Below are 22,355 nucleotides of genomic sequence, written 5' to 3'. Positions count from 1 at the left end.
ATTATGTCACAGACCCCTTCGTCTTCAGCATCAGCATCGGCCGAGCAACGTCGTATTCTGGTGACCAGTGCTCTGCCTTATGCTAACGGCTCTATCCATCTGGGCCACTTACTTGAGCATATTCAAACCGATATCTGGACCCGCTTTCAACGGCTGCGTGGCCATGAGATTTACAGCGTGTGCGCTGATGATGCTCACGGTACGCCGGTTATGCTTAAAGCCCAGGAACTGGGTATTACGCCAGAAGAGATGGTAGAGAAGACCCGTGCTGAGCACCATCAGGATCTGCAGGACTTTTTTGTTGAGTACGATAACTATTATGTGACTCATTCGCCTGAAAACAAGGCAATCTGCGAAGAGATTTATACGCGTCTGGATGATGCCGGCTATATCAGCAAGCGCGTGATTAACCAGTTATACGACCCGCAGAAAGAAATGTTTCTGCCGGATCGTTTTGTAAAGGGCACGTGCCCAAGCTGTGGTGCAGAAGATCAAAATGGCGATAGCTGCGATGTCTGCGGCGCAACCTACAGCCCCACGGAAGTTAAAAATCCAAGAAGTGTCGTGTCAGGTGCAACGCCCGTACTCAAAGAATCAGAGCATTTCTTTTTTGACCTGCCTAAATTTGAGGAGATGCTTAAAGGCTGGATCCGCTCAGGTGCGTTGCAGGATGAAATGGCCAATAAGCTGCAGGAGTGGTTCGAAGAAGGTCTTCAGCAATGGGATATCAGTCGCGATGCGCCTTACTTTGGCTTTGAGATTCCTGGCACCACCAACAAATACTTCTACGTATGGGTGGATGCCCCGGTAGGCTATATGGCCAGCTTTAAGAATTATTGCGATAGCCATAACCTCGACTTTGATGCGTTCTGGAAAGCGGGTTCTGACACAGAACTTTACCATTTCATCGGCAAAGATATTACCTATTTCCATTGTTTGTTCTGGCCTGCAATGCTTGAAGGCGCAGGTTACAGAAAGCCGACAGGGGTAAACATTCACGGGTTTGTTACAGTGAATGGTGCCAAGATGTCAAAATCCCGTGGTACGTTCATTAAAGGGCGCACGTTCCTTGAACACCTCAACCCGGAATACTTACGTTATTACTTTGCCGCCAAACTGGGCGATGGCGTATCTGATATCGACCTCAACTTTACTGATTTTGCCCAGAAAGTGAATTCTGATTTGGTAGGTAAGGTCGTGAATATCGCCAGTCGCTGTGCAGGTTTCATTACTAAGCGATTTGATGGAAGACTGTCTGAAACTGTTCTTGATGAAGCGTTGCTTCAACAGTTTCACGATGCTGCAGAACGTATTGCTCAGCTTTATGAAAGCAGAAAGTATCATCAGGCCGTACGCGAGATTATGACCCTGGCCGATAAAGCCAATCAGTTTATAGATGCAAATGCACCGTGGGTCACTATTAAGGAAGAAGGAAAAGAGCAGTTTACGCACGATGTGTGCTCGCTGGGTATCAATATGTTCCGGATTCTGGTGACCTATCTGAAACCTATTCTGCCTGTTCTGGCACAAAAAGCAGAAAGCTTTTTGAATGATGAGCTGAATTGGCAGAGCAGTCAGGAAGTACTGAAAGACCACGCAATCAACAAATTCAAACCGATGATGCAGCGTGTTGAGATGGAAAAAATTGATAAAATGATTGAAGCATCAAAGGAAAGCCTGGAAGCAGCTGCTCCTGTCACACCGGCTAAAGATACACCATTGTCAAAGGACCCGGTCAGCGACACTATCAGCTTTGAGGAATTTGCCAAAGTTGATTTACGCGTTGCGCGCATTGCCAATGCGGAGCATGTAGAAGGCGCTGATAAATTACTACGTCTTGAACTGGATTTGGGCGGTGAAAAACGTCAGGTGTTTGCCGGTATTAAGTCTGCGTATGATCCTGCTTCACTGATTGGTAAGCACACCGTTATGGTGGCTAACCTTGCACCGCGTAAAATGCGCTTCGGACTTTCTGAAGGTATGGTGCTTGCAGCAGGCCCCGGCGGCAAAAACTTGTACATTATGGAACCGCACGAAGGCGCTGAACCTGGCATGCGTGTTAAATAAACGTCTATTGAATTGAAAAGGCAGCTCCGGCTGCCTTTTTTAGTATCAAACGCGGATTAAATAAATGGTCAGGTTGCTGACTTACCTTTTCTGACCGTAACGTCAGGCTGCAAAATACCGCCTTCCCCTGCGCTTTTTCGCTGATACATACTGGCGCCGACCGGCCTGAACTGAGGGCTGAGTTTCCACTTAGGGCGAATCGTTGTCATAGGCCACACCCGCTTTCTGGCTATAAGTACATACACAGAGGTACACCAGGGCATATATTTTGACAGCTTTTGCTGCCAACGCTCAGAGAGCCGCCAGCGCGGATTCATAAAAAACGATGAAAACAGCAAACGTCGCTGCTCTATCACTTCAAAGCCCAATAGATGTAGCCAATCCTTCACCCGATGCGCAGAGAAAAAGCGTGCATCGTGCAATACATTGCCCTTTTTCACCGGCAGAAACCTTGCCATACCCGCCAGGCTGTATGGGTTGAAGCCGCTGATAATAACGAACCCACTTTGTGTCAGACAACGGTCCACCTCTCGCAATATCTGATGGGGGTCCTGCGCAAAATCCAGCTCGTTTGCCAGTAAGAAACCATCAATACTGTTTTCGATGTAAGGCAACGCAGTAGATTCAGCGATAACACCTGCCTGTGCTACAGGACGCGGGGACTGATGAATTTGGTGATGAATTGCGCATTGTGAAAGGTTTATCTGGTTGCTCAGTGCGCCAAGCTTAACAAAGTGATAGCCGAAAATGCGCTGACTGAACGAGTCGCATACTGACTCGACTGACTCACGAAGTGACTCGCCAGCCGGTAGCTCTGACCAACCGGCAGGATACCTGGGCACCTGCTTAATGTGTGCCGATTTCATATTTACCGTTGATCCATATGGTTGCAGTCACTTATTTAACTTTCTATAGTATCCGAATCTTTACAATTCTCAAGCAGGTACACCATGTCTACTATGAATGACGCTTTACCATCAGGCCTGCAGGTATCGCCTGTCGAGGCATTTTCTGACAATTACATATGGTGCATTCACGATGATGAAAATGTCGTGGTTGTGGACCCGGGCGATGCTGATCCGGTGCTCGACTTTTTAAAAGACCGGGAGCTTAAGTTATCCGCCATTCTGATTACCCACCATCATCATGATCATACCGGAGGCATTGCAAAACTTATTTCTACCCGACCGGATATCCCGGTAATTGGTCCTCAGGGAGGCCATATCCGCGGGATTTCTAAAGCGGTCAGAGAAGGCGATGATGTCACGCTTGACACTTTCGGGCTGACTTTTAAGGTCATTGAAGTGCCTGGCCACACACTCGACCATATCGCGTTCTACGGCCATAATGTTTTATTCTGCGGCGATACACTTTTCAATGGCGGTTGCGGCCGTTTGTTTGAGGGCACTGCGCAGCAGATGCTGTCTTCTCTGGATAAATTTAAACACCTGCCAGGCGATACCATCGTTTACTGTGCTCATGAGTACACCAGTGCAAATCTGAAGTTTGCAGCTGCGGTGGAGCCAGATAATGACGCCATTCGTGAATATCAGTCTGTGGTTAAATCTCTGCGTGAACAGAATGAGGCGACCGTGCCCTGTTTGTTATCATCACAGCTGGATATAAACCCTTTCATGCGTACACAACACGACGCTGTAGCACAAAGCGCGAGCCGCAAAAGTGATGAACCACTAACTGACGAAGTCAGTGTTTTTGCTGCAATCCGTCAATGGAAAGATAACTTTTGATGCATTTATAAAACATTGCTATTACAATGTATCGTTCGCTTTAACCGTTTTTGCGGTTTATACAGAATGATAAAAGGTGCTCAGTTTTATGCGTCGACAGTGGTTTATTTATTCTTCTATTGCGCTGGCAGTAATGTTAAGTGGTTGCCAGTCAACAAAAACCGAAAGTCGAGGTGAAGTTGCTGAGCACAATCAACCCCGTCCTGCAGATGAAGACAGCTGCGAGGTAGGCAATACGCCTATCGATGGCAAGCAAGACTGTGAAATTGCAAAAGACGGAGTCATTGATGTTGTTCACCCCAATGACGATCTGACGGTTGATGTCGAGCCAACGGACAAACCAAAAAAAGTTACCCCCTCGCCTGTCGTCATTGATGATGTCTGGGCAAGAATTGGTAATCAGTTATCTTTCACCGTACCTGACGACAGACGTGTCGATGTTCAGCGTAACTGGTATCTCAAACATCCTGAGTATATGGCGCGGGTCACCAAGCGGGCTCAACCATTTCTTTTCTATATTACCGAACAGATAGAATCTCGTGAGATGCCGCTTGAACTTGCGCTGTTACCCATTGTGGAGAGTGCTTTCGATCCGTTCGCATACTCGCACGGCCGGGCGGCAGGTATGTGGCAGTTTATACCCGGTACCGCGAAGCGATTTGGTATCCGTCAGTCATGGTGGTACGACGGTCGCCGCGATGTTATTGCCTCCACCCAGGGCGCGCTGGACTATCTGACGTACCTGAATGACTATTTTGATGGTAACTGGTTACATGCTCTGGCTGCATACAATAGTGGTGAAGGACGTGTAAGACGCGCCATACGCCGCAATCAAAAAGCGGGCAAACCAACGGATTTCTGGTCATTAGATTTGCCGCGCGAAACCCGCGCCTATGTCCCCAAATTGCTCGCACTCGCGGACATTCTTAAAAACAAGGACGCCTACGCATTCAGCTGGCCGTCGGTTGATAATGCCGCGGTAATCAAAATTGTCGATATTGGTTCACAGGTCGATCTGGCATTTGCTGCAGAGTTGGCGGGCATGGAGCTGGAGGCCCTGCAGGCGCTTAACCCCGGGTTTAATCGCTGGGCGACTGACCCTGACGGTCCCCACCACTTGGTATTGCCTGCTGATAAAGCGGATGGTTTTACGCAGCAGCTGGCAAAAATCGATCGACAGGAGCGTTTGAACTGGGTTCGTCATACGGTCAAACGTGGCGACAGTCTGCTTGCGCTTGCTAATAAATACCATACTACCGCCAAAATTATTCAACAGGTAAATAACCTCGACAGTAATATGATTCGCATTGGCGACTCAATCATGGTGCCGGTAGCACTTAAAGAGTTAAATGCCTACGCGCTGTCTCAGGATCAGCGTCTGGCCTCATTGCAAAATATTCAGCGGGCTGATCATAAGCTGACGCACACCGTAAAATCGGGTGACACCTTCTGGGATCTAAGCCGTAAGTACAAAGTGACCACCCGCGACCTTGCGAAGTGGAATGGTATGGCGCCCAGCGACCCGCTTCATCCGGGCAAGGAGCTGGTTATCTGGGTCAACCGGGTAAGTGACAGCCAGCGTAACGATGCGGTTATAAAAACATTGACCTACACGGTAAGGCGCGGCGACTCATTATCTGTCATTGCCAGCAAATTTAATGTTCGGGTCAGTGACATCAAAAAGTGGAACGATTTGGCAAAACAGCGTTATTTGCAGCCGGGTCAGAAGCTCAAGCTGTTTGTTGATATCACCAGGCTCAAAAATATAGGGTAAAATAAAAGTATGTTAAGGATTAACCGGGAAAATCTGAGAAAAAGTCATCAAGCCCCCTGGTTAATCGTTGATATCTTCATGCTGGTTTTGTTGCTGATAAACCTGGCATGGCTGGTGTTTGACACATTGTATTCGACTGCGTCAATGCAGAACCTGCTATCAGAATACCTGCCGGCGGTTTACCATGGCTATAAGCCGGTACACGAAAACTTTCTGCTTATCGATCTGGTTTTTATCGCCATTTTTCTTACTGAATTCTGTATACGCTGGATTGTGTCGGTCGTCAGTAAAGAGCATCTGCGCTGGTATTTTTTCCCCGTTTTGCATTGGTATGACATCGTTGGACTTATCCCTCTTGGCTTTACCCGCCTGTTTCGGTTCCTGCGGATATTTTCTATTCTTCACCGGCTGCATAAATTCGAAATCATCGACCTGAATCGCACGCGCACCTATCGTTTTTTTGCATTCTATTACGATGTCTTCGTCGAAGAACTTAGTGACCGGATTGTAGTCAAGATACTGGCTGACATTCAGCAGGATGTGAAAAAGGGTTCACCACTTATCGACAAGATAACCAGTGAAGTGCTTGCTCCCCGACGCCCTGTGCTTACGCAATGGGTTGCCGGGGTTATGCAGCATATGGGCAGTACGTTGTCAGATAACGAGCAGGGGTCAGTGATTCGTGACCATGTAAAGCAAAGTGTTGGTAAAGCCGTAAAGAACAACCAGCAGTTCAATAACCTGTCTTACTTACCGGTAGTAGGCAAAAGCATTGAAAAAACACTCGAGCAAACCATCACTGATATCGTCACGGCATCCTTAATTAATTTACTGAGCGATGTCAGCGACAAGCGTATTAACGAGTTTATTCAGTCAGGCGTACAGGGCTACTCACCCAAAACTGACGCGCTGGATAAAGAAGTACTGCAGGTTGTTGATGAGTGTTTTGATTTGGTCAAAGCCCATGTGTCTCAACAGCGATGGAAAGATCATCTGAGCGGCAAAACCCGCACTATGCCAATGCCAGAGGTGAATGAGCATCCGGCTGATCCGGAAAAACGATAATGGCCAGCTCGGGCTTAGCGTTGCGTATCCCGCCGGCTGTTGTTTGTGCAATTGCTATTGAACTGCCCTATCTTTATGGTTCTGTTCCGGCCAACCTGAATACACTTAATATTGCGTTTGCAGCTTGCTTTGCATTAAGTGGCATAGTTGTGGGTACTCTGGCAATTTTGCAGTTCAAGGCACACCAGACCACAGTTGACCCCAGAGATCCTGCTCAGACATCCTCACTGATTACATCGGGTATATTTCGTTACAGCAGAAACCCGATATATCTGGCAATGGCACTTCTTATCTTGGCTAACGGTGTGGCACTGGAGGACTGGGGAGGATTAATTCTGGCGCTTTTATTCTGCGTGTATATACAATATTTTCAGATTCTGCCTGAAGAGCGTGCCCTCAGGCAGACATTCGGTGATGCATTTATCCGATACAGCCAGCGCACACGACGCTGGCTGGGTATAACCACTACTGACGACGCCAGATAGTCCCTTCGGGTCCATCTTCCAGCACAATACCTTTAGCAGTCAGCGCGTCACGTGCCTCGTCGGCTGCCGCCCAGTCTTTCTGCGCTCTGGCGTCATTACGCTGCTTAATAAGCGCCTCTATTTCAGCGACATCGTCTTCATCGCCACCCTGTAAGAAGGTGTTAGGATCAGATTCTAACAATCCGAGAATACCACCAAGATGCTTTAATACACCCGCCAGCATTGCCGCCTGGTCTGAATCTGCTTCCTGTTTATTCAGTTCGCGTGCTACATCGAAAAGCACCGACATTGCTTCAGGTACATTCAGGTCGTCATTCATTGCCTGCTCAAAACGGGCAAGGTATCCGCCTTCATCACCACTAACCTGTTCTGAGGCTTTAACACCACGAAGTGCTGTATAAAGCCTTTCCAGCGCGGCTCTGGACTGAATAATATTGTCCTGAGTATAACTAAGCTGACTGCGATAATGCGCAGACATCAGGAAAAACCGCAGGGTTTCAGCGTCATATTGCTGCAGCACATCGCGCAATGTGAAGAAGTTACCCAACGATTTAGACATCTTCTCGTTATCGACCTGCACCATGCCGGTATGCATCCAGGTATTCACATAGGGCGTGTTATAAGCACAGCAGGACTGCGCCACTTCGTTTTCGTGGTGCGGAAACATCAGATCGGAACCGCCGCCGTGAATATCGAAATGTTCGCCCAGATGCTTGTGATTCATGGCAGAACACTCAATATGCCAGCCAGGACGTCCGTCACCCCACGGAGACTGCCAGAACGGTTCGCCAGGCTTTGCGCTTTTCCACAAAACAAAATCCAGAGGGTCATCTTTACCTTCAGCCACATCAACCCGTGCACCGGCGTTGAGCTGTTCGAGATTCTGCTTGCTCAGCTTGCCGTAATCGTCAAACTTACTTACATCAAACAACACATCGCCACTTTTAGCCTGGTAGGCATACCCCTTTTCAACCAGCGTTTCGATAATAGTGATGATCTCAGGCATGTGGGTGGTCACCCGGGGCTCAATGTCAGGCAGCAACAAATTTATAGCCGCAAAATCTTCATGCATCATAGCGATGGTGCGCTCAGTCAACGCATCCACAGACTCGTTATTTTCATTGGCGCGCGCAATAATTTTGTCATCCACGTCGGTGATGTTTCTGACATAGTTAACATCATAGCCAAGGTGGCGTAGGTAGCGCACCAGAATATCAAAGGAAAGATACGTTCTGGCATGGCCCATATGGCTCAGGTCATAGACAGTAATTCCACACACATACAAGCCCACCTTACCTTCTTCGAGCGGAACAAAGCGCGCTTTTTCTCGGGTACGGGTGTTGTAAAGGTGTAGCATTTGTCTCAATTCCTGTTCATAAAAATGGGCGCAAAGTTTAGCACTGTCTGCGACTAAGTCACAGTCTTAGTTTCAGCGGCGCAGAGTCGATTTAACTTTGCGGGGAATTGGGCTACCATAACCTGATTCTGATTTTTTTTACAAAGGCACACACATGGTAACGTTAAAGACTAATTTCGGTGATATAAAGCTTGAACTGTTTGAAGACAAAGCCCCTAAAACAGTTGAGAATTTTATCAGCTACGTTAAAGAAGGATTTTACGACAATACAATTTTTCACCGTGTTATCGACGGTTTTATGGTTCAGGGCGGTGGCTTCACTGAAGATATGGACCAGAAAAAGACTAACTCGCCAATCGAAAACGAAGCGAACAATGGCGTACCGAACGAAAAAGGTACTGTTGCAATGGCGCGTACCAACGATCCGCACTCAGCAACTTCACAGTTTTTCATTAACGTGAAAGACAACGATTTTCTTAACTTTACCAGTGAATCAGTTAACGGCTGGGGATACTGTGCATTTGCTAAAGTTGTTGAAGGCATGGACGTAGTGGAAAAAATTAAGGATGTAAGAACGGGCAGTCACGGTTTCCATCAGGATGTACCGGTTGAGCCTGTGATCATCGAAAAAGCAGAACTGAACTAAGTTTTCGCTTTTATTAAATGCGGGTAGTATCGCTACCCGCTCATTAACGATATGTTTCCTGCCTGATGTCTATCACCTATTTTATAGCAGATCTGCACCTTACCGCTGAACGCCCCGATATTACTGAATGTTTGTTCCGGTTTCTGGCTGATGAAGCGCCTGAGGCCGATGCCTTATATGTTTTGGGCGATTTGTTCGAGGTCTGGATCGGCGACGATAATGTCACACCGTTTAATGAATCAGTTGCCAGCGCTTTTAACGCGGTGAGTAAAACCGTTCCGCTGTATTTTATTCATGGCAATCGTGACTTCGCTATTCGAAAAACCTGGGCCGATAAAGCTGGCATGACTATTCTGTCAGAACAAACGGTTATTGACTTGTATGGCACGCCAACGCTTGTCACTCACGGCGATGAGCTGTGTACCCGTGATGTGGCGTACCAGAAGTTTCGTAAGAAATCACGCAGTTGGTGGTGGCCCAGACTGATGCTCGCCATGCCACTATGGTTCAGGCGGCGCGTTGCTGAAAACGGCAGAAAAGAAAGTCGCGAGAATCAGAAACACCTGCGTCAGGAAATTATGGACGTAACACCGGACGAAGTGATTAAGGTTATGGCACAGCATGGTGTTCAGCAGCTTATTCATGGTCATACCCACCGCCCCGCAATCCATTCTTTGACTGTTAACGATCAGCCGGCCAAGCGGATTGTACTGGGAGACTGGTATGATCAGGGTTCGGTATTGAAAGTATCACCTGAAAACACAGATTTACAGCAGCGGGATTTCCCGACTAACCAGTAAACAAATCGGGACAGCGACATCTGTCTGCTTTTGCTGGTACGAGTGGCTCAACATGCATTTTATGCTATATGTTAAGTCTGGTTGTTTATCTGGCTTTTCCCATGGCTGAATTACTCTACGCCGCCAGCCCTCTTTTTGCACTTGCGATTATGCTCGTTGTAGTTATTTTTGCTGCTGAGATTATCGCTGCTTTCTACAAGACCAGTGTACTAGGTCTGTATAAAACGCCCGACCACTACCCGCTTACACCTAAAAAGCGCTTTCAGCCTTCAGGCACCATCACCATGCGTTGGTTCGGCTTACACCATTTGCCGATTATGCTTTGGCTGGCGATGTTCTTGAGTCTTTTCGCTATTGTTGTGCTGTCTGTTACCGCAGTAAGTCTGTGGCTGGGTCTGCCACCTGCCTCTTTATTTATTCTGAGTATAATCAGCGTCGCGCTGACGAGTTTTCTCAGTCACTTCAGTACATTGTGGCTTGCTTCGGTTTTGTATAACCGGGCTGACCAGGATGCTGTTCAAAAGCTCACCGGCGCACGCGCTGTTATAACCATGGACGCAGGTTATCTTGCCCACCCAACCGAGGCCAGGCTGCTGACACAACCTGATGAGCCTTCATATCTTTTGGTGGAGCCACTGGATGAGAATGATGTGCTCAAAACCGGGGAAGTGGTCACGCTGGTTCGCATAAAGCGCGGGCACTGGCTGGTGCAGCGTATTTAATTATCTTCCCGGCTTTCCTCTGCCTCTTCCTGTTGCGCTTCCAACTGTTCCTGATGTGCTTCAAGGCGTTCCTGTAACGCCTGCTCCTGCTGAATTAACTTTTTAGCGCGAAGATTTTTATGCAGATCTGAGTTGATGTATGTGTAGAGAAACAACAACAAAATAATAGGGGTAAAAACCAGTACCATGATCCACTCCAGGGAATTATAGCCCCAGCGACGCACTGCTACTGATTCTGTCTTACATCGCTTACGAAGTGTATTGAGCCGGGCATGTAAGAACATAAAGATGATAACAGAGCCTACGGACACCATTACCCGATAAACTGTTTCGACTTCCACCACGCTGACGATAGCAAAGAACAATCCGCAGGAAAAAAACAGAATCATCCAGAGATAGTCGAAAAAGGCGGGCCAACCTCTTACATTTAAACGTTTCTCAGCGCGTCTCAGGTAAACGAAAAAACGCTTCAGAGCTATAGGCTGAACAATGAAAACAAGTGGGACCAGGGACCACAGGAAGGGGGTTATCTCATCATCGTCACTGATTCTGCGCATATCCCGGGTGGCCAGAAAGAACCACACAGGCAGGTACAACCCGGCGGTACAAAAAACCAGCAAACCTTCCAGCAAACTGAATCTGACGGGGGCAGTAACATAGGGTGCACTCGCTTCATGTTGCGTGTTTGCCATACTTTGCCGATCCCCCTAAATAGAAACTGATTGCTTGGTTAAATCACTTTTTATTAAAACTGGTTAATGGGTAAATAGTTAAAAAACCACTAACTAGTTCAGTCAGATACAAAAATAGCTGGTGTATAGTCATGCATGCACGGCACTAACTGGCAACCCGCTGTGAAACTTAAAGTCGTCATCCGGATCAGTGATTAGTCGAGCCTCAGCCTGCCCGAAAAACGCAATACGCTCGCTAATATCTTCATTTGCTATCTGTCGCGCCAATTTCAGGTAATCTTCAAAATGTCGCGCTTCAGACCGTAGTAATGAGACATAGAACTGTCCCAGATGTTCATCAACGTGAGGAGCCAGTACAGCAAATCGCTCACATGAGCGTGCTTCTATGTAGGCACCACAAATCAATTTATCTACCAGCGCCTGCGGTTCGTAGGTACGAACATGCCTGAGCAGACCCTTCGCGTAACGGCTCGAATTAACATTTTCGTACGCAATGCCGTACTCCTGCATAATCTGCAGAACCTGTGAAAAGTGATGCAATTCTTCTTTAATCAACAGCACCATCTTATCAATCAGCTCCTGCGAGTAAGGAGAATCCGATCGGGGCAGCATCGTTTTTTTCAAACGATTTGTTTGTGATAACGACTGCCAGTCGCCTTTTTGTCGGTAGATGAAGTCTTCATAAGGTTTAAGCCATTGTAACAATGCCTGTGCGCTATCCTCATCAACCGCGTAGCGTCGAATCAGAAACATGGCTGACTGCGCTGCTTTTAACTCACAAATTAGATGGTCGGTCAGCACAACGCGTAAATTCTCCGGCCGCTGTGCCTCATGAACCCATTCATTCGGCGTTTCTGCCTGCAGGAAAGCATGAATAGGAGCAAGTAAGGAAGAATCAAACACAATAACAACGCCTGTTCGACTAAAAACGAGGCCGCGATAATACCACAGGCCCCCATTCTTGTGCTATCGGCAAGCCTGCTTGCACACTTTATACAGCGCGATGACCCGAACCGCTAGTTGCAACGTTTTGATTACTCATACTGTTATGAGTTTTGTGTGGGGTAAGGATTTGGCTACAACAACCAGCACGGCAGGTAAAAAGATTATTCTGGTAACCGGCGCCTCCGGTTCAGTAGGCAGTGCGATATGCGAAGCACTGAATACTGATTATCATTTGATAGGACTGGACATTGTTTCTACTGACAGCGCCGATGAAAGTTACGAATGCGACTTCACATCAAGGGATTCTATTGCGCTGGCCATGAACAAGATTGCCGATAAGCACGGCAAGCATATTGTTTCAGTTATTCATCTGGCCGCTTATTTTGACTTCACCGGCGAGGAAAATCCCCTCTACGACCAGCTTAATGTTCAGGGCACTGCTGACTTCCTTGATACGCTTCAGGACTTTACTGTCGAACACTTTTTTTACGCCTCTACCATGCTCGTCCACGAAGCGGGCGTACCAGGCCAGAAAATAAATGAAGACACGCCGCTGGCCCCCGGATGGGCATACCCACAGTCAAAAGCGAATGCAGAAAAGGCCGTACGAGAACATCACGGCCATATTCCCTACTCTCTTCTTCGCCTGGCAGGCCTGTATGATGAAAACACAGCCGTTCCTACTCTGAGCTATCAGATTGCCAGAATTTACGAGCGGCAACTGAAAAGCTGGGTTTATTCCGGTGATAAAATGGCAGGCCAGGCGTTCTTGCACAAAGACGACATGGTCAGTCTATTCAAGAGTTTGGTCGCCCAGCGTAAATCGCTGCCCGAGCAGAATGTATTGCTGGCCGGTGAAGACAATGTCATGGGCTATCAGGCATTGCAAAATCGTATCGGTAATCTCATCTACGGTGAAAAAGAGTGGGAAACCATTACTGTGCCAGAGTTTATCGCAAAGCCGGGAGCCTGGCTTGAAGAAAAAACTGAGCCGGTAGTGCCTGATGCGTTCGATCACGGTGAGAAGCCGTTCATTAAACCTTTTATGATCGATTTATCCAGCGACCATTACGACTTAGATATCTCCCGTGTCAAAACGCAGATTGACTGGGAACCCCAGCATTCCATTTATGATGAACTAGCCAAGCTGGTCGGCAATCTTAAAAAAGATCCGCCCGCCTGGTACAAAGCTAATGGCATCACCATGCCGGACTGGATGCAGACATCGACTGAGAAAAAGGTCAACGCGAATACTATTCGTGAGAAACATGAAGAGCACTACCGGACCAGCCACAACAATTTTATCTGGGCCCACTTTCTAAATATCGGTCTAGCGTTCTGGCTTATAACCGCACCATTTTTACTGGGTTATGAAAGTCAGGGAATGATTATCAGTGACATGGCATCCGGGGGCGCACTTTTTGTTTTCGGTTGCCTGAGTTTATCCTGGCGTATGAGCCTGGCACGCTGGGCCGCCGCGGGTGTGGGGCTGTGGGTATTGACTGCCCCGCTCGTCTTCTGGGCGCCTACCGCGGCAGCTTATCTCAATGGCACCATAGTGGGAATGCTCATTATTGGCTTTGCCGTGTGTTCAAGACCTACACCTGGCGTTTCATTGATTGCTGCTGAAACGGGACCAAATGTGCCGCCTGGCTGGGACTTCAACCCGTCAAGCTGGGTACAAAGGATGCCGATTATTTTGCTGGCATTTGTTGGTTTTTTTATATCCAGATATCTGTGCGCCTATCAGCTAGGACATATTGATGCTGTTTGGGACCCCTTCTTCGCGGGCGCCGGTGGCGATGGTAAAAATGGAACGGAAGAGATAATTACCTCCAAGGTTTCAGAGGCATGGCCGGTACCCGATGCAGGTTTAGGCGCACTGACATATGCGCTGGAAATCCTTACCGGTTTGATGGGTTCAACCAGACGCTGGCGCACAATGCCCTGGCTGGTTATGTTATTCGGTATAATGATTGTACCGCTGGGTGCTGTCTCTATTTTCTTTATCATTATTCAGCCAATTGTTATCGGGACCTGGTGTACACTTTGTCTGATTGGTGCAGCCGCAATGCTGATTCAAATCCCCTACTCGCTGGATGAGCTTGTTGCAACAACAGAGTTTCTGTGGCGCAGGAAAAAACAGGGTCGTCCTCTGCTACGCATTTTCTTTACCGGCGACACGGATGATGGCAAATGGCAGGGCGATGAACGTGAGTTTGAGCGAGGCCCACTGGTGGTCCTTAAAGACATGGTAGCCGGTGGTGTTACCTTACCCTGGAACCTGGCATTATGTATTCCTATCGGCTTATGGCTGATGTTTACCCGTATCACACTGGACGCATCTGGCGGCATGGCGAATGCTGATCATATCGTCGGAGCACTAGCATTGACCGTTGTCGTTACCGCCACCGCGGAGTCAGGCCGGGCCGCGCGATATGGTCTCATCCCTCTGGGAATAGGATTGATGGCCGCGCCGTTTATGTATGAGGCAAGCACGTTATCGATGGTCTCCAGTTTGATATGCGGGCCGCTACTTATTGCACTTAGCCTGCGAAAGGGTTCAATTTCCTGCAAATATGGAAAATGGGAAAAGGCTATCGTGTAGGTGTATTAGCAGAAAGAGGCCTGCTTACAGCCCTCTTTCTGATATAAAAGATAGCCTTCTGTTTACTTTTTATACTTTTTATTGACTCCCCCTATGATTAAGCGATAGGTTACTTGTTAACCAATTGTTAACTTTGGCCATAGGGGCACGCTATGATCCTTAATCATTTGCTGGGCATTTATACTCATCCCAGAGAAGAATGGGCAACCATAGACAAAAAACACGAAAACTGCGTGTATGCATTAAGCCATATTTTGGTTATTGCACTCATTCCCTCACTGGTTACCTATTACTCAGCCACACAGCTGGGCTGGAAAATTGGTGCCGGAGATACCATCCGACTAACTGAGCAAAGTGCGTTCATTGTTAGTATCGGACTATACGTCGGGCTGTTTCTTGGCGTGCTTGCTCTGGCGTTCATGATTCGAGAGCTGGCGGGCATCTTTGACGCCAAACCTACCTATACGCAGTCGCTGGAACTTGCCGCATACACAGCTACGCCGCTTTTCATGGTAGGGTTTGCCGGGCTTTATCCGCAATTGTGGTTTGTAATGAGCGTCGGTCTGGTAGGGTTATCATACTCGGTGTATTTGCTCTACGCCGGTGTACCAATCATTATGCACATACCTGAAGAAAAAGGGTTTATATACGCAAGTTCTGTCGTGACCTGTGGTTTGGTGCTGCTCAGTGTATTGATGGCCGCTACCATTATTGCGTGGGGCTCAGGTTTTGGCCCCCAATTCTTACATTAAATCGCATCGTCAGCCCGATTTTTACGGTCGGGCTTTCCTTTAAGATATTGTGTTGTAAATACCTTAAAATAATTATCCAGTGCGACAGCGCTTTCTTGCTCGCCCGCCAGTTGAAAAATCTTTACTGCTACCTGGGCGGTACATAGCTGATAGTCATGAGCAGCCTCCCGCAGCACGTAATCATTTTGTTCTGTAGTGTCGATGCTTAGAACCGGCAGCCGCTGCAAATAATCACTTTTTCTGAACATACGTTTAGCTTCACGCCAGGTTCCATCCAGAAAAATGAACAATGGTTTGCGGCTTGTCATGGACACCCGGCCCACACACCTTTCGACTTGCGCATACTCGTGAGGGAATATCAGGTACGGGTCGTACGTAGGATCAGACAGTAAAGCCAGTAATTCAGGTTGCGCCTGCGTGCGGTGCCATTTGAAGGCATAGTTTTCCGGCACGACATCAGCAATCAGCCGCCCCGTATTGGAAGGTTTGTAGTATTCGCCCTGTGCCATTAACAGTACTACAGCACATGTAGCTATCGCTTCAGGCTTGTTATCACACATACAGTGGGGTTTCGGCAGGAGGCAGGAGTTACATCTGACTACCCTGCTCCCCCTTGTAACGAACGGTTTTGTTGACCTGGATAATTCGCTGTCGCGAAGAGCCATTACGGCATTACGGGAAGTTTTCAACAGCGTTGCCCTTGTCACTGAACGAAAGTGAGCGATTAAAAAAGCCGCGCTGGGCGCGGCTTACAATTTATTATGTTAACGAACTATCAGTCGTTATCCATATTATGCATTTCAAGATTAGATAGTTCGGCTTGTACCACCGGCGCCTGGCTCGATTCGCCTCGGGCCAGGTCTATGCGCTCAAGATATTCCTGGTCAATGTCAGCGGTAATATAGCTACCGTCAAATACCGAGGTTTCAAACCGCTGAATTTCAGGGTTCTCTTCACGCACAGCTTCTACCAAATCTTTTATGTCCTGAAAAATCAGTCCGTCTGCCTGAATTAAATCGGCAATTTGCTCGATTTCTCTGCCATAGGCAATCAACTCGTTAGCTGACGGCATATCAATGCCATAAACATTCGGGAAGCGTATCTCCGGCGCGGCTGAGGCAAAGTAAACTTTGTTCGCTCCTGACTCCCGTGCCATTTCAATAATTTGGCCGGACGTTGTGCCCCGTACGATAGAATCATCTACCAGCAATACGTTTTTTCCACGAAACTCAGAAGATATCGCATTGAGCTTTCTGCGAACCGATTGCTTACGCATCGTCTGGCCCGGCATGATGAAGGTGCGACCAATATAACGGTTCTTAACGAACCCCTGGCGATAAGGCAGTTGCAGAGTGTTGGCAATCTGCAGTGCAACATCCATTGATGTTTCGGGAATTGGAATAACCACATCAATATCTTTATCAGCCCATTCGCGGGCAATTTTCTCGCCCAGCTTACGGCCCATGTTTACTCTGGATGCGTAAACCGAAACCCCATCAATAAATGAATCAGGACGTGCAAAATAAACATATTCAAAAACACACGGCGACGTTGACGGATGCTCAGCGCATTGCTGAGTATGTAGCTCGCCATGTTCACTGATAAATACCGCCTCGCCTGGCGCAACATCACGAATAAACGTAAAGCCAACCGCATCAAGGGCAACACTTTCAGATGCAACCATGTATTCCTCGCCCATTTCGGTGATACGCTTACCCAATGCTAACGGACGAATACCATGCGGGTCACGAAACGCGACAACACCCTGACCAATGATTGCAGCTACAACCGCATATGCACCGCGAATCTTTTTGTGAACACGGGTGACTACTTTGAAAATTTCCTCAGCGCTGACTGTCAGCTCAGTACACTGTTGCAACTCATGCGCAAAGATATTGAGCAGCAGTTCTGAGTCTGAAGACGTATTGATATGCCGACGAGCGATACGAAACACTTCTTCCTGTAAATCATGGGAATTTGTCAGATTGCCATTGTGTGCAAAAGCAATACCGAAAGGAGAGTTCACATAAAAAGGCTGTGCTTCTGCTGAACTTGAGGTGCCCGCAGTCGGATAGCGAACATGCCCGATTCCCATTGTACCTGACAAACGCTTCATATGACGTGTATGAAACACATCTCTGACCAACCCGTTGGCTTTGCGTAAGTTAAACCGGTTGTGATCAATGGTGATGATACCTGCGGCGTCCTGGCCCCGGTGCTGCAGTACGGTTAATCCGTCGTAAAGTGACTGCGCTACCTGCGTTTTACCTACTATTCCGACAATACCACACATCTGTTTTACCTATCTTAAGCGGGAGTTAAAAAACTGGAGCTGCCTTTTACAAATGCAAAAAACCACTCGATGATGACCCCGAATTCCGGGATCAGCACAGATTGCTGCCACCACGTTGCGGTTGCCGCAGCCGTGAAGGTATCCATGAAAAATAATAGCGCACTGACAATCAAAACGCCGCGCAATGCACCAAAAACAGCGCCGAGGATACGATCAGCACCCGACAGGCCGGATGCATGAACTGCCTGCCCGACGGTATGATTTATGAGACCGCCTACAATCAGGGCCATGATAAATAACACCGCAATTGCTGCGCCATTTCTAAGCACAGGATCGTTTATACTGGTGAAATAAACGGCTAAATCAGCGAAAAACTGGCTGGCTATAAACAATGCACCAAACCAGACAACTAAAGAGATGGCTTCTTTGACAAAACCCCGGACGAGGCTAATCAGGGTTGATATCGCAATGATACCAATTATAGAAAAATCGACCCAGTTCAACACGTTAAATTAGCCCATACCTTATGAAAACGAGCACGGCAGTCGTCTCAGCGTCAAGATGGCGCGCATTCTACCAGAAGCAAGGGGTATTACCAATCTGAAAAGCGGTCACTGCCAAGAAAATTGTTTATAAAATATGCACAACAGGCCGGGGCTATGAATTTACCCTGAACTCAGTCACTTTACCTTTAAGCCCGGTCAGTTCTTTAAGGTGAGGTAAGGCATTATCAAGCTTTTTCTTATTCAAATCCGGACCGACAAACACTTTGGTCAGCGCACCTGAGTTTGTTTTTATGCTTCGGCTGAACGCGCGATAGCCGGCTTTCTCCAACTTCTTAAGTAACTGCTGAACATTCTTCTTGTGCCGAAAACTTCCCAACTGAATGACCCAACCAGCATCTTCAGCGGTATCTGCCGGCGCATTAACCACTGTTTGACTGGCAAGGTCATTACTTGCAGCGACACTGTCGGCAGCCTCAAGATCATTTTGCTCCCCCTCTGCAACAGGTTCATCGATCGCTTGCTCATCTACAATTTCGATGGGGCGCTGCGCCGCGCGGGCGACACGTTCGGAAGGAAAGTTGTCAGGCTCGACAATAGGTTTTTTAGCCGGTGTTGCCGGCGCGCTGGCAAAATCAGCTTTGACCGTTTCCTGCTTACCATTGAGAAAATCAGGTAAAAAAATGACCGCCAAAGCCACCACGATGACAGTACCTACCAGTCGGTTTTGAAGGGCCGAACTCACTGAATACTCCTGTTACTACCTATCGTATCTATGCTGGGGGCAAGGTCGCTTGCATGACATCTGCAACGGTAAGGAAAGAACCGAAAACAACGATTAAATCTTTATCATCTGCGTCATTGATTGCCTGGGCGTATGCCTCACCAACGCTATTGTAACAGTTTGACTGATTTTGTTCCGATTTAGCAAGATTTTCCTGCAACAGACGCGATACGGCACCCCGCGGTCCGTTAGTGGTACCTAAAAACCACCGTGCAGATAGGCCGGACAATTCAGCCAGAGTGGCTTTAATTGACTTGTCTTTAAGCATGCCGGTCACAAAATGCAGATTTTTATATTGTTGTGATTCAATCCAGCTTCGTAGTGCGGCCATTGCCTGTGGATTGTGCCCGACGTCCACCACCACCCGTGGTAATAGCGCAATGGTTTCAAGTCGTCCCGGCAGGCTTACCTGAGAGGACAACTCCCTGATCATAGAGGGTGCAGGCAGCATATCAAGCACTTGTAACGCAGCCAGTGCTGTGGCTACATTTTGTGTCGGAATACGAGGTATTGGTAACTCATCAATACGATATTCACCACACACCCAGCTCCAGGTCTCACTATTCTGTTCGATGAGAAAATTCTGTCCTGCCCAAAGCGCCTTTACATCAAGGCTTTCAACAACGTCATTCAAGCTTTCAGGAGGTGCAGGCTCACCGATTACTGCTTTACCGCAAGGACGCATTATACCCGCTTTTTCTCTGCCGATAGCATCGCGGGTGTCGCCTAACCAGTCCTGATGGTCAAGATCAATAGTAGTTATTACGGCAAGATCGGCATCAATAATATTGGTGGCGTCAAGACGCCCCCCTAAACCCACTTCAAGAATAAGCACATCAACATCAGCTTGCTTCATCAGCATCAGCGCAGCGAGGGTACCAAACTCAAAGTAAGTTAAAGAAATATCCTCTCTGGCTGCTTCAATAGTGGCAAACGCATCACAAAATTGCTGGCCTGGTGCATTTTCATTGTTGATGCGTACACGTTCACGGTAATCAAGTAAATGGGGTGAACTGTAAACCCCGGTTGTTTTGCCCTGGCGTAAACAAGCCTGCTCCAAAAAACGACACGTTGTGCCTTTTCCGTTAGTGCCGGCAACAGTAATTACCGTTTTATCTCTAAAGTTTAAGTCCAGCCTTTCAGCCACCAGTTTTATGCGGTTTAATCCCAGCTCAATAACACTGGGATGTACGGACTCAAGATAAGACAACCATTCCGCCAGGGTTCTGTTTTTTGGCGCAGCCGAAGTTGATGTCTTCATCGCTTAGTCAGGGCGGTGCAGTTTTAACAGCAAGCCATGAATTTTATCCCGCATTTCGCGTCGATCAACGATCATATCAATGGCGCCTTTATCCAGCAGAAATTCGCTACGCTGGAAACCTTCAGGCAGCGTTTCACGAACCGTTTGCTCGATAACCCGAGGCCCAGCAAAACCGATTAACGCGCGTGGCTCAGCAACGTTAATATCCCCGAGCATTGCAAGGCTGGCTGACACACCACCCATTGTCGGATCGGTCAGTACAGAAATATACGGCAACCCTTTCTCGCGCATTTTAGCCAGCGCTGCAGAAGTCTTAGCCATTTGCATGAGTGACATCAGTGCTTCCTGCATACGCGCACCGCCACTTGCTGAAAAGCACACCAGTGGCATATTGTGCTCAATGCAGGCATTCACTGCCGCCACAAATCGTGCACCGACGACAGAAGCCATCGACCCACCCATGAAAGCGAATTCGAAGCTTACTGCCGCAACAGGCATACCTTTCAGTTTGCCCTGCATCGCAATCAGTGCATCTTTCTCGCTGGTACTTTTCTGTGCTGCAGAGATGCGATCTTTGTAGCGCTTAGAATCTTTAAACTTAAGAATATCCTGAGGCTCGAAGTTCGCGCCGAGTTCTTTACGGTCGTTTTTGTCCAGAAAACTGTCCAGGCGACGTCGGGCGCTGATACGCATATGGTTATCGCACTTGGGACAAACTTCCAGCAGCTTCTCAAGCTCGTTTTTATACAATACAGCCTGACAAGAGCTACATTTTGTCCAGATACCTTCGGGAACATTCCCCTTTGTCGACGTTTGTGTTCTGGGAAGAATTTTTTGAATCCAGCTCATCGTGGAGAATCCTTTTACGCTTAGTGAACACAGCAATTGTTCTTTGTTCTATTGAGTTTGCTGCGTACTGTTATGATTAGCCCGCTATTACATCACAATACAGAAAAATCGAAAAAATAAAACTGGTCTAAGAAGTTATACCATGTATGCAAAAACTACTCATCATCAGGTAAGGAATAATGGGCCTAAAGAACGCTCTGGTAGTGCAAAGCGTTCCGGATAGGTTACATCTACAAGATATAAACCATGTGGTTTGGCGGTCGCAGCGGCCAGCGTACGGTCTTTGCCGTCAAGTAAGGACGCCATCCAGTTCACAGGCTGTTCACTGGCACCGATTTCAATCAGCGAGCCAGCAATATTTCTAACCATATGATGAACAAACGCGTTTGCCCGGATATCAATAATGACGTAGCGCCCCGTACGACTGACCGATACGTGCGTTACATTTCTGAATGGACTGTTCGACTGGCAATGGGCTGCGCGGAAGGCACTAAAGTCATGTTCACCAACTAATGCCTGCGCCCCTTCATGCATCCGGCTTTCATCAAGAGGCTTGTAAACGTGAGTAACGCCTTTACCCAAAATCGCCGGCCTATTTACCGCATTATAGATAATATAACGATAGCGACGATGTGTGGCTGAAAAGCGGGCATGAAACTCTTCATCAACTTCTGTTGACCAGTTGACCGCTACCGAGTCAGGCAAATTAGCATTAACGCCCATCGTCCATGCTCGCTCCGGGCGGGTTACACTACTGGTAAAATGTACCACCTGCCCCGTTGCATGCACACCCGCATCGGTTCGGCCCGCACACTGGACCTGAATCTTTTCATCAGCAACTTTACTCAAGGCTGTTTCCAGGTACGCCTGAACGCTAGGAACATTCAATTGTCGCTGCCAACCATAGTGCGCTGCACCATCGTATTCGATACCCAATGCGTACCGGTTCATCACACCCTCATACCCTGTTGTGTCTAAAACGCGTAAGTGTAATCACAGGCGCT

21 protein-coding genes are annotated in these 22,355 nt (G+C 47.8%); 10 read left to right on the top strand and 11 right to left on the bottom strand.

The genetic code is table 11. The annotated features are described in order from the left end of the window. Positions 1 to 3 precede the first annotated feature (3 nt). Positions 4 to 2,067 (top strand): methionine--tRNA ligase, encoded by a 2,064-nt coding sequence (metG, locus tag FBQ74_RS06635; protein ID WP_139755927.1) that lies wholly within the window; start codon positions 4 to 6, stop codon positions 2,065 to 2,067. 68 nt (positions 2,068 to 2,135) lie between these two features. Here metG and FBQ74_RS06630 read toward each other — a convergent pair whose 3' ends face one another. Continuing rightward, positions 2,136 to 2,933, bottom strand: coding sequence for a methyltransferase domain-containing protein (locus FBQ74_RS06630; RefSeq protein ID WP_139755926.1), 798 nt, complete (start codon positions 2,931 to 2,933; stop codon positions 2,136 to 2,138). Between the two features lie 84 nt (positions 2,934 to 3,017). On the opposite strand from FBQ74_RS06630, the gene gloB reads away from it, so the two are divergent. The 4 genes from gloB to FBQ74_RS06610 all read left to right on the top strand — a co-directional run bounded on the left by gloB (position 3,018) and on the right by FBQ74_RS06610 (position 7,139). Then, complete coding sequence (gene gloB / locus FBQ74_RS06625; protein ID WP_139755925.1) at positions 3,018 to 3,815, top strand: hydroxyacylglutathione hydrolase; 798 nt, start codon at positions 3,018 to 3,020, stop codon at positions 3,813 to 3,815. An 88-nt stretch (positions 3,816 to 3,903) separates the two neighbouring features. Further along, positions 3,904 to 5,589 carry a lytic transglycosylase gene (locus FBQ74_RS06620; protein ID WP_139755924.1) on the top strand — a complete coding sequence of 562 codons (1,686 nt, stop codon included), beginning with the start codon at positions 3,904 to 3,906 and terminating at the stop codon, positions 5,587 to 5,589. Between the two features lie 9 nt (positions 5,590 to 5,598). Further along, entirely contained in the window at positions 5,599 to 6,654 is a 1,056-nt protein-coding gene (locus FBQ74_RS06615; protein WP_139755923.1) for an ion transporter, read from the top strand. Further along, positions 6,654 to 7,139 (top strand): methyltransferase family protein, encoded by a 486-nt coding sequence (locus FBQ74_RS06610; protein WP_139755922.1) that lies wholly within the window; start codon positions 6,654 to 6,656, stop codon positions 7,137 to 7,139. The genes FBQ74_RS06615 and FBQ74_RS06610 overlap by 1 nt, the downstream gene beginning before the upstream one ends. On the opposite strand, the gene cysS is transcribed toward FBQ74_RS06610, so the two are convergent. Beyond that, complete coding sequence (gene cysS / locus FBQ74_RS06605) at positions 7,120 to 8,496, bottom strand: cysteine--tRNA ligase (RefSeq protein WP_139755921.1); 1,377 nt, start codon at positions 8,494 to 8,496, stop codon at positions 7,120 to 7,122. The genes FBQ74_RS06610 and cysS overlap by 20 nt on opposite strands. A gap of 154 nt (positions 8,497 to 8,650) precedes the next feature. On the opposite strand from cysS, the gene FBQ74_RS06600 reads away from it, so the two are divergent. The 3 genes from FBQ74_RS06600 (at position 8,651) to FBQ74_RS06590 (ending at position 10,664) form a co-directional block, all read left to right on the top strand. Next, positions 8,651 to 9,142, top strand: a complete 492-nt coding sequence (locus tag FBQ74_RS06600; RefSeq protein ID WP_139755920.1) for a peptidylprolyl isomerase — start codon at positions 8,651 to 8,653, stop codon at positions 9,140 to 9,142. A gap of 65 nt (positions 9,143 to 9,207) precedes the next feature. After that, a complete protein-coding gene (gene lpxH / locus FBQ74_RS06595; protein ID WP_139755919.1) occupies positions 9,208 to 9,942 on the top strand; it encodes a UDP-2,3-diacylglucosamine diphosphatase in 735 nt (244 codons plus the stop codon). Positions 9,943 to 10,043: 101 nt separating this feature from the next. Continuing rightward, on the top strand, positions 10,044 to 10,664 hold the full coding sequence (locus FBQ74_RS06590) for an OB-fold-containig protein (protein ID WP_168190620.1): 621 nt from the start codon (positions 10,044 to 10,046) through the stop codon (positions 10,662 to 10,664). Here FBQ74_RS06590 and FBQ74_RS06585 read toward each other — a convergent pair. Beyond that, a complete protein-coding gene (locus FBQ74_RS06585) occupies positions 10,661 to 11,356 on the bottom strand; it encodes a hypothetical protein (RefSeq protein ID WP_139755917.1) in 696 nt (231 codons plus the stop codon). The genes FBQ74_RS06590 and FBQ74_RS06585 overlap by 4 nt on opposite strands. 129 nt (positions 11,357 to 11,485) lie before the next feature. Continuing rightward, positions 11,486 to 12,259 (bottom strand): tRNA isopentenyl-2-thiomethyl-A-37 hydroxylase MiaE, encoded by a 774-nt coding sequence (miaE, locus tag FBQ74_RS06580; protein ID WP_139755916.1) that lies wholly within the window; start codon positions 12,257 to 12,259, stop codon positions 11,486 to 11,488. Between the two features lie 169 nt (positions 12,260 to 12,428). On the opposite strand from miaE, the gene FBQ74_RS06575 reads away from it, so the two are divergent. Next, the gene (locus FBQ74_RS06575; protein WP_232371983.1) at positions 12,429 to 14,909 is read left to right on the top strand and encodes a vitamin K epoxide reductase family protein; all 2,481 of its coding nucleotides are present in this window, start codon (positions 12,429 to 12,431) and stop codon (positions 14,907 to 14,909) included. Between the two features lie 152 nt (positions 14,910 to 15,061). Then, complete coding sequence (locus tag FBQ74_RS06570; RefSeq protein ID WP_139755914.1) at positions 15,062 to 15,661, top strand: Yip1 family protein; 600 nt, start codon at positions 15,062 to 15,064, stop codon at positions 15,659 to 15,661. Here the strand turns inward: FBQ74_RS06570 and FBQ74_RS06565 are convergent. The 7 genes from FBQ74_RS06565 to truA all read right to left on the bottom strand — a co-directional run bounded on the left by FBQ74_RS06565 (position 15,658) and on the right by truA (position 22,302). Continuing rightward, a complete protein-coding gene (locus tag FBQ74_RS06565; protein ID WP_139757891.1) occupies positions 15,658 to 16,326 on the bottom strand; it encodes a tRNA-uridine aminocarboxypropyltransferase in 669 nt (222 codons plus the stop codon). The two genes, FBQ74_RS06570 and FBQ74_RS06565, sit on opposite strands and share 4 nt — an antisense overlap. A 110-nt stretch (positions 16,327 to 16,436) precedes the next feature. After that, on the bottom strand, positions 16,437 to 17,954 hold the full coding sequence (purF, locus tag FBQ74_RS06560) for an amidophosphoribosyltransferase (RefSeq protein ID WP_139755913.1): 1,518 nt from the start codon (positions 17,952 to 17,954) through the stop codon (positions 16,437 to 16,439). Positions 17,955 to 17,968: 14 nt separating this feature from the next. Next, positions 17,969 to 18,457, bottom strand: a complete 489-nt coding sequence (locus FBQ74_RS06555; RefSeq protein ID WP_139757890.1) for a CvpA family protein — start codon at positions 18,455 to 18,457, stop codon at positions 17,969 to 17,971. A 154-nt stretch (positions 18,458 to 18,611) separates the two neighbouring features. Continuing rightward, complete coding sequence (locus FBQ74_RS06550) at positions 18,612 to 19,202, bottom strand: SPOR domain-containing protein (protein WP_139755912.1); 591 nt, start codon at positions 19,200 to 19,202, stop codon at positions 18,612 to 18,614. 28 nt (positions 19,203 to 19,230) lie between these two features. Beyond that, a complete protein-coding gene (folC, locus tag FBQ74_RS06545) occupies positions 19,231 to 20,502 on the bottom strand; it encodes a bifunctional tetrahydrofolate synthase/dihydrofolate synthase (RefSeq protein WP_139755911.1) in 1,272 nt (423 codons plus the stop codon). 3 nt (positions 20,503 to 20,505) lie between these two features. Continuing rightward, positions 20,506 to 21,351: an acetyl-CoA carboxylase, carboxyltransferase subunit beta gene (gene accD, locus FBQ74_RS06540; RefSeq protein ID WP_139755910.1), complete on the bottom strand. Its 846-nt coding sequence runs from the start codon at positions 21,349 to 21,351 to the stop codon at positions 20,506 to 20,508. 165 nt (positions 21,352 to 21,516) lie between these two features. After that, a complete protein-coding gene (gene truA / locus FBQ74_RS06535; protein ID WP_139757889.1) occupies positions 21,517 to 22,302 on the bottom strand; it encodes a tRNA pseudouridine(38-40) synthase TruA in 786 nt (261 codons plus the stop codon). Between the last annotated feature and the right edge of the window lie 53 nt (positions 22,303 to 22,355).

The sequence above is a fragment of the Salinimonas iocasae genome (assembly GCF_006228385.1).
Lineage (GTDB): Bacteria > Pseudomonadota > Gammaproteobacteria > Enterobacterales > Alteromonadaceae > Alteromonas > Alteromonas iocasae.
The sequence above is the reverse complement of the archived record's forward strand: the minus strand, read 5'-3'. Positions and strand labels throughout refer to the sequence as shown.

Excerpts from the sequence above, each read along its gene's own strand:
- metG (WP_139755927.1), top strand. The coding sequence starts at position 4 with ATGTCACAGACCCCTTCGTCTTCAGCATCAGCATCGGCCGAGCAACGT.
- FBQ74_RS06630 (WP_139755926.1), bottom strand. The coding sequence starts at position 2,933 with ATGAAATCGGCACACATTAAGCAGGTGCCCAGGTATCCTGCCGGTTGG.
- gloB (WP_139755925.1), top strand. The coding sequence starts at position 3,018 with ATGTCTACTATGAATGACGCTTTACCATCAGGCCTGCAGGTATCGCCT.
- FBQ74_RS06620 (WP_139755924.1), top strand. The coding sequence starts at position 3,904 with ATGCGTCGACAGTGGTTTATTTATTCTTCTATTGCGCTGGCAGTAATG.
- FBQ74_RS06615 (WP_139755923.1), top strand. The coding sequence starts at position 5,599 with ATGTTAAGGATTAACCGGGAAAATCTGAGAAAAAGTCATCAAGCCCCC.
- FBQ74_RS06610 (WP_139755922.1), top strand. The coding sequence starts at position 6,654 with ATGGCCAGCTCGGGCTTAGCGTTGCGTATCCCGCCGGCTGTTGTTTGT.
- cysS (WP_139755921.1), bottom strand. The coding sequence starts at position 8,496 with ATGCTACACCTTTACAACACCCGTACCCGAGAAAAAGCGCGCTTTGTT.
- FBQ74_RS06600 (WP_139755920.1), top strand. The coding sequence starts at position 8,651 with ATGGTAACGTTAAAGACTAATTTCGGTGATATAAAGCTTGAACTGTTT.
- lpxH (WP_139755919.1), top strand. The coding sequence starts at position 9,208 with ATGTCTATCACCTATTTTATAGCAGATCTGCACCTTACCGCTGAACGC.
- FBQ74_RS06590 (WP_168190620.1), top strand. The coding sequence starts at position 10,044 with ATGGCTGAATTACTCTACGCCGCCAGCCCTCTTTTTGCACTTGCGATT.
- FBQ74_RS06585 (WP_139755917.1), bottom strand. The coding sequence starts at position 11,356 with ATGGCAAACACGCAACATGAAGCGAGTGCACCCTATGTTACTGCCCCC.
- FBQ74_RS06570 (WP_139755914.1), top strand. The coding sequence starts at position 15,062 with ATGATCCTTAATCATTTGCTGGGCATTTATACTCATCCCAGAGAAGAA.
- FBQ74_RS06565 (WP_139757891.1), bottom strand. The coding sequence starts at position 16,326 with ATGGCTCTTCGCGACAGCGAATTATCCAGGTCAACAAAACCGTTCGTT.
- purF (WP_139755913.1), bottom strand. The coding sequence starts at position 17,954 with ATGTGTGGTATTGTCGGAATAGTAGGTAAAACGCAGGTAGCGCAGTCA.
- folC (WP_139755911.1), bottom strand. The coding sequence starts at position 20,502 with ATGAAGACATCAACTTCGGCTGCGCCAAAAAACAGAACCCTGGCGGAA.
- accD (WP_139755910.1), bottom strand. The coding sequence starts at position 21,351 with ATGAGCTGGATTCAAAAAATTCTTCCCAGAACACAAACGTCGACAAAG.
- truA (WP_139757889.1), bottom strand. The coding sequence starts at position 22,302 with ATGAACCGGTACGCATTGGGTATCGAATACGATGGTGCAGCGCACTAT.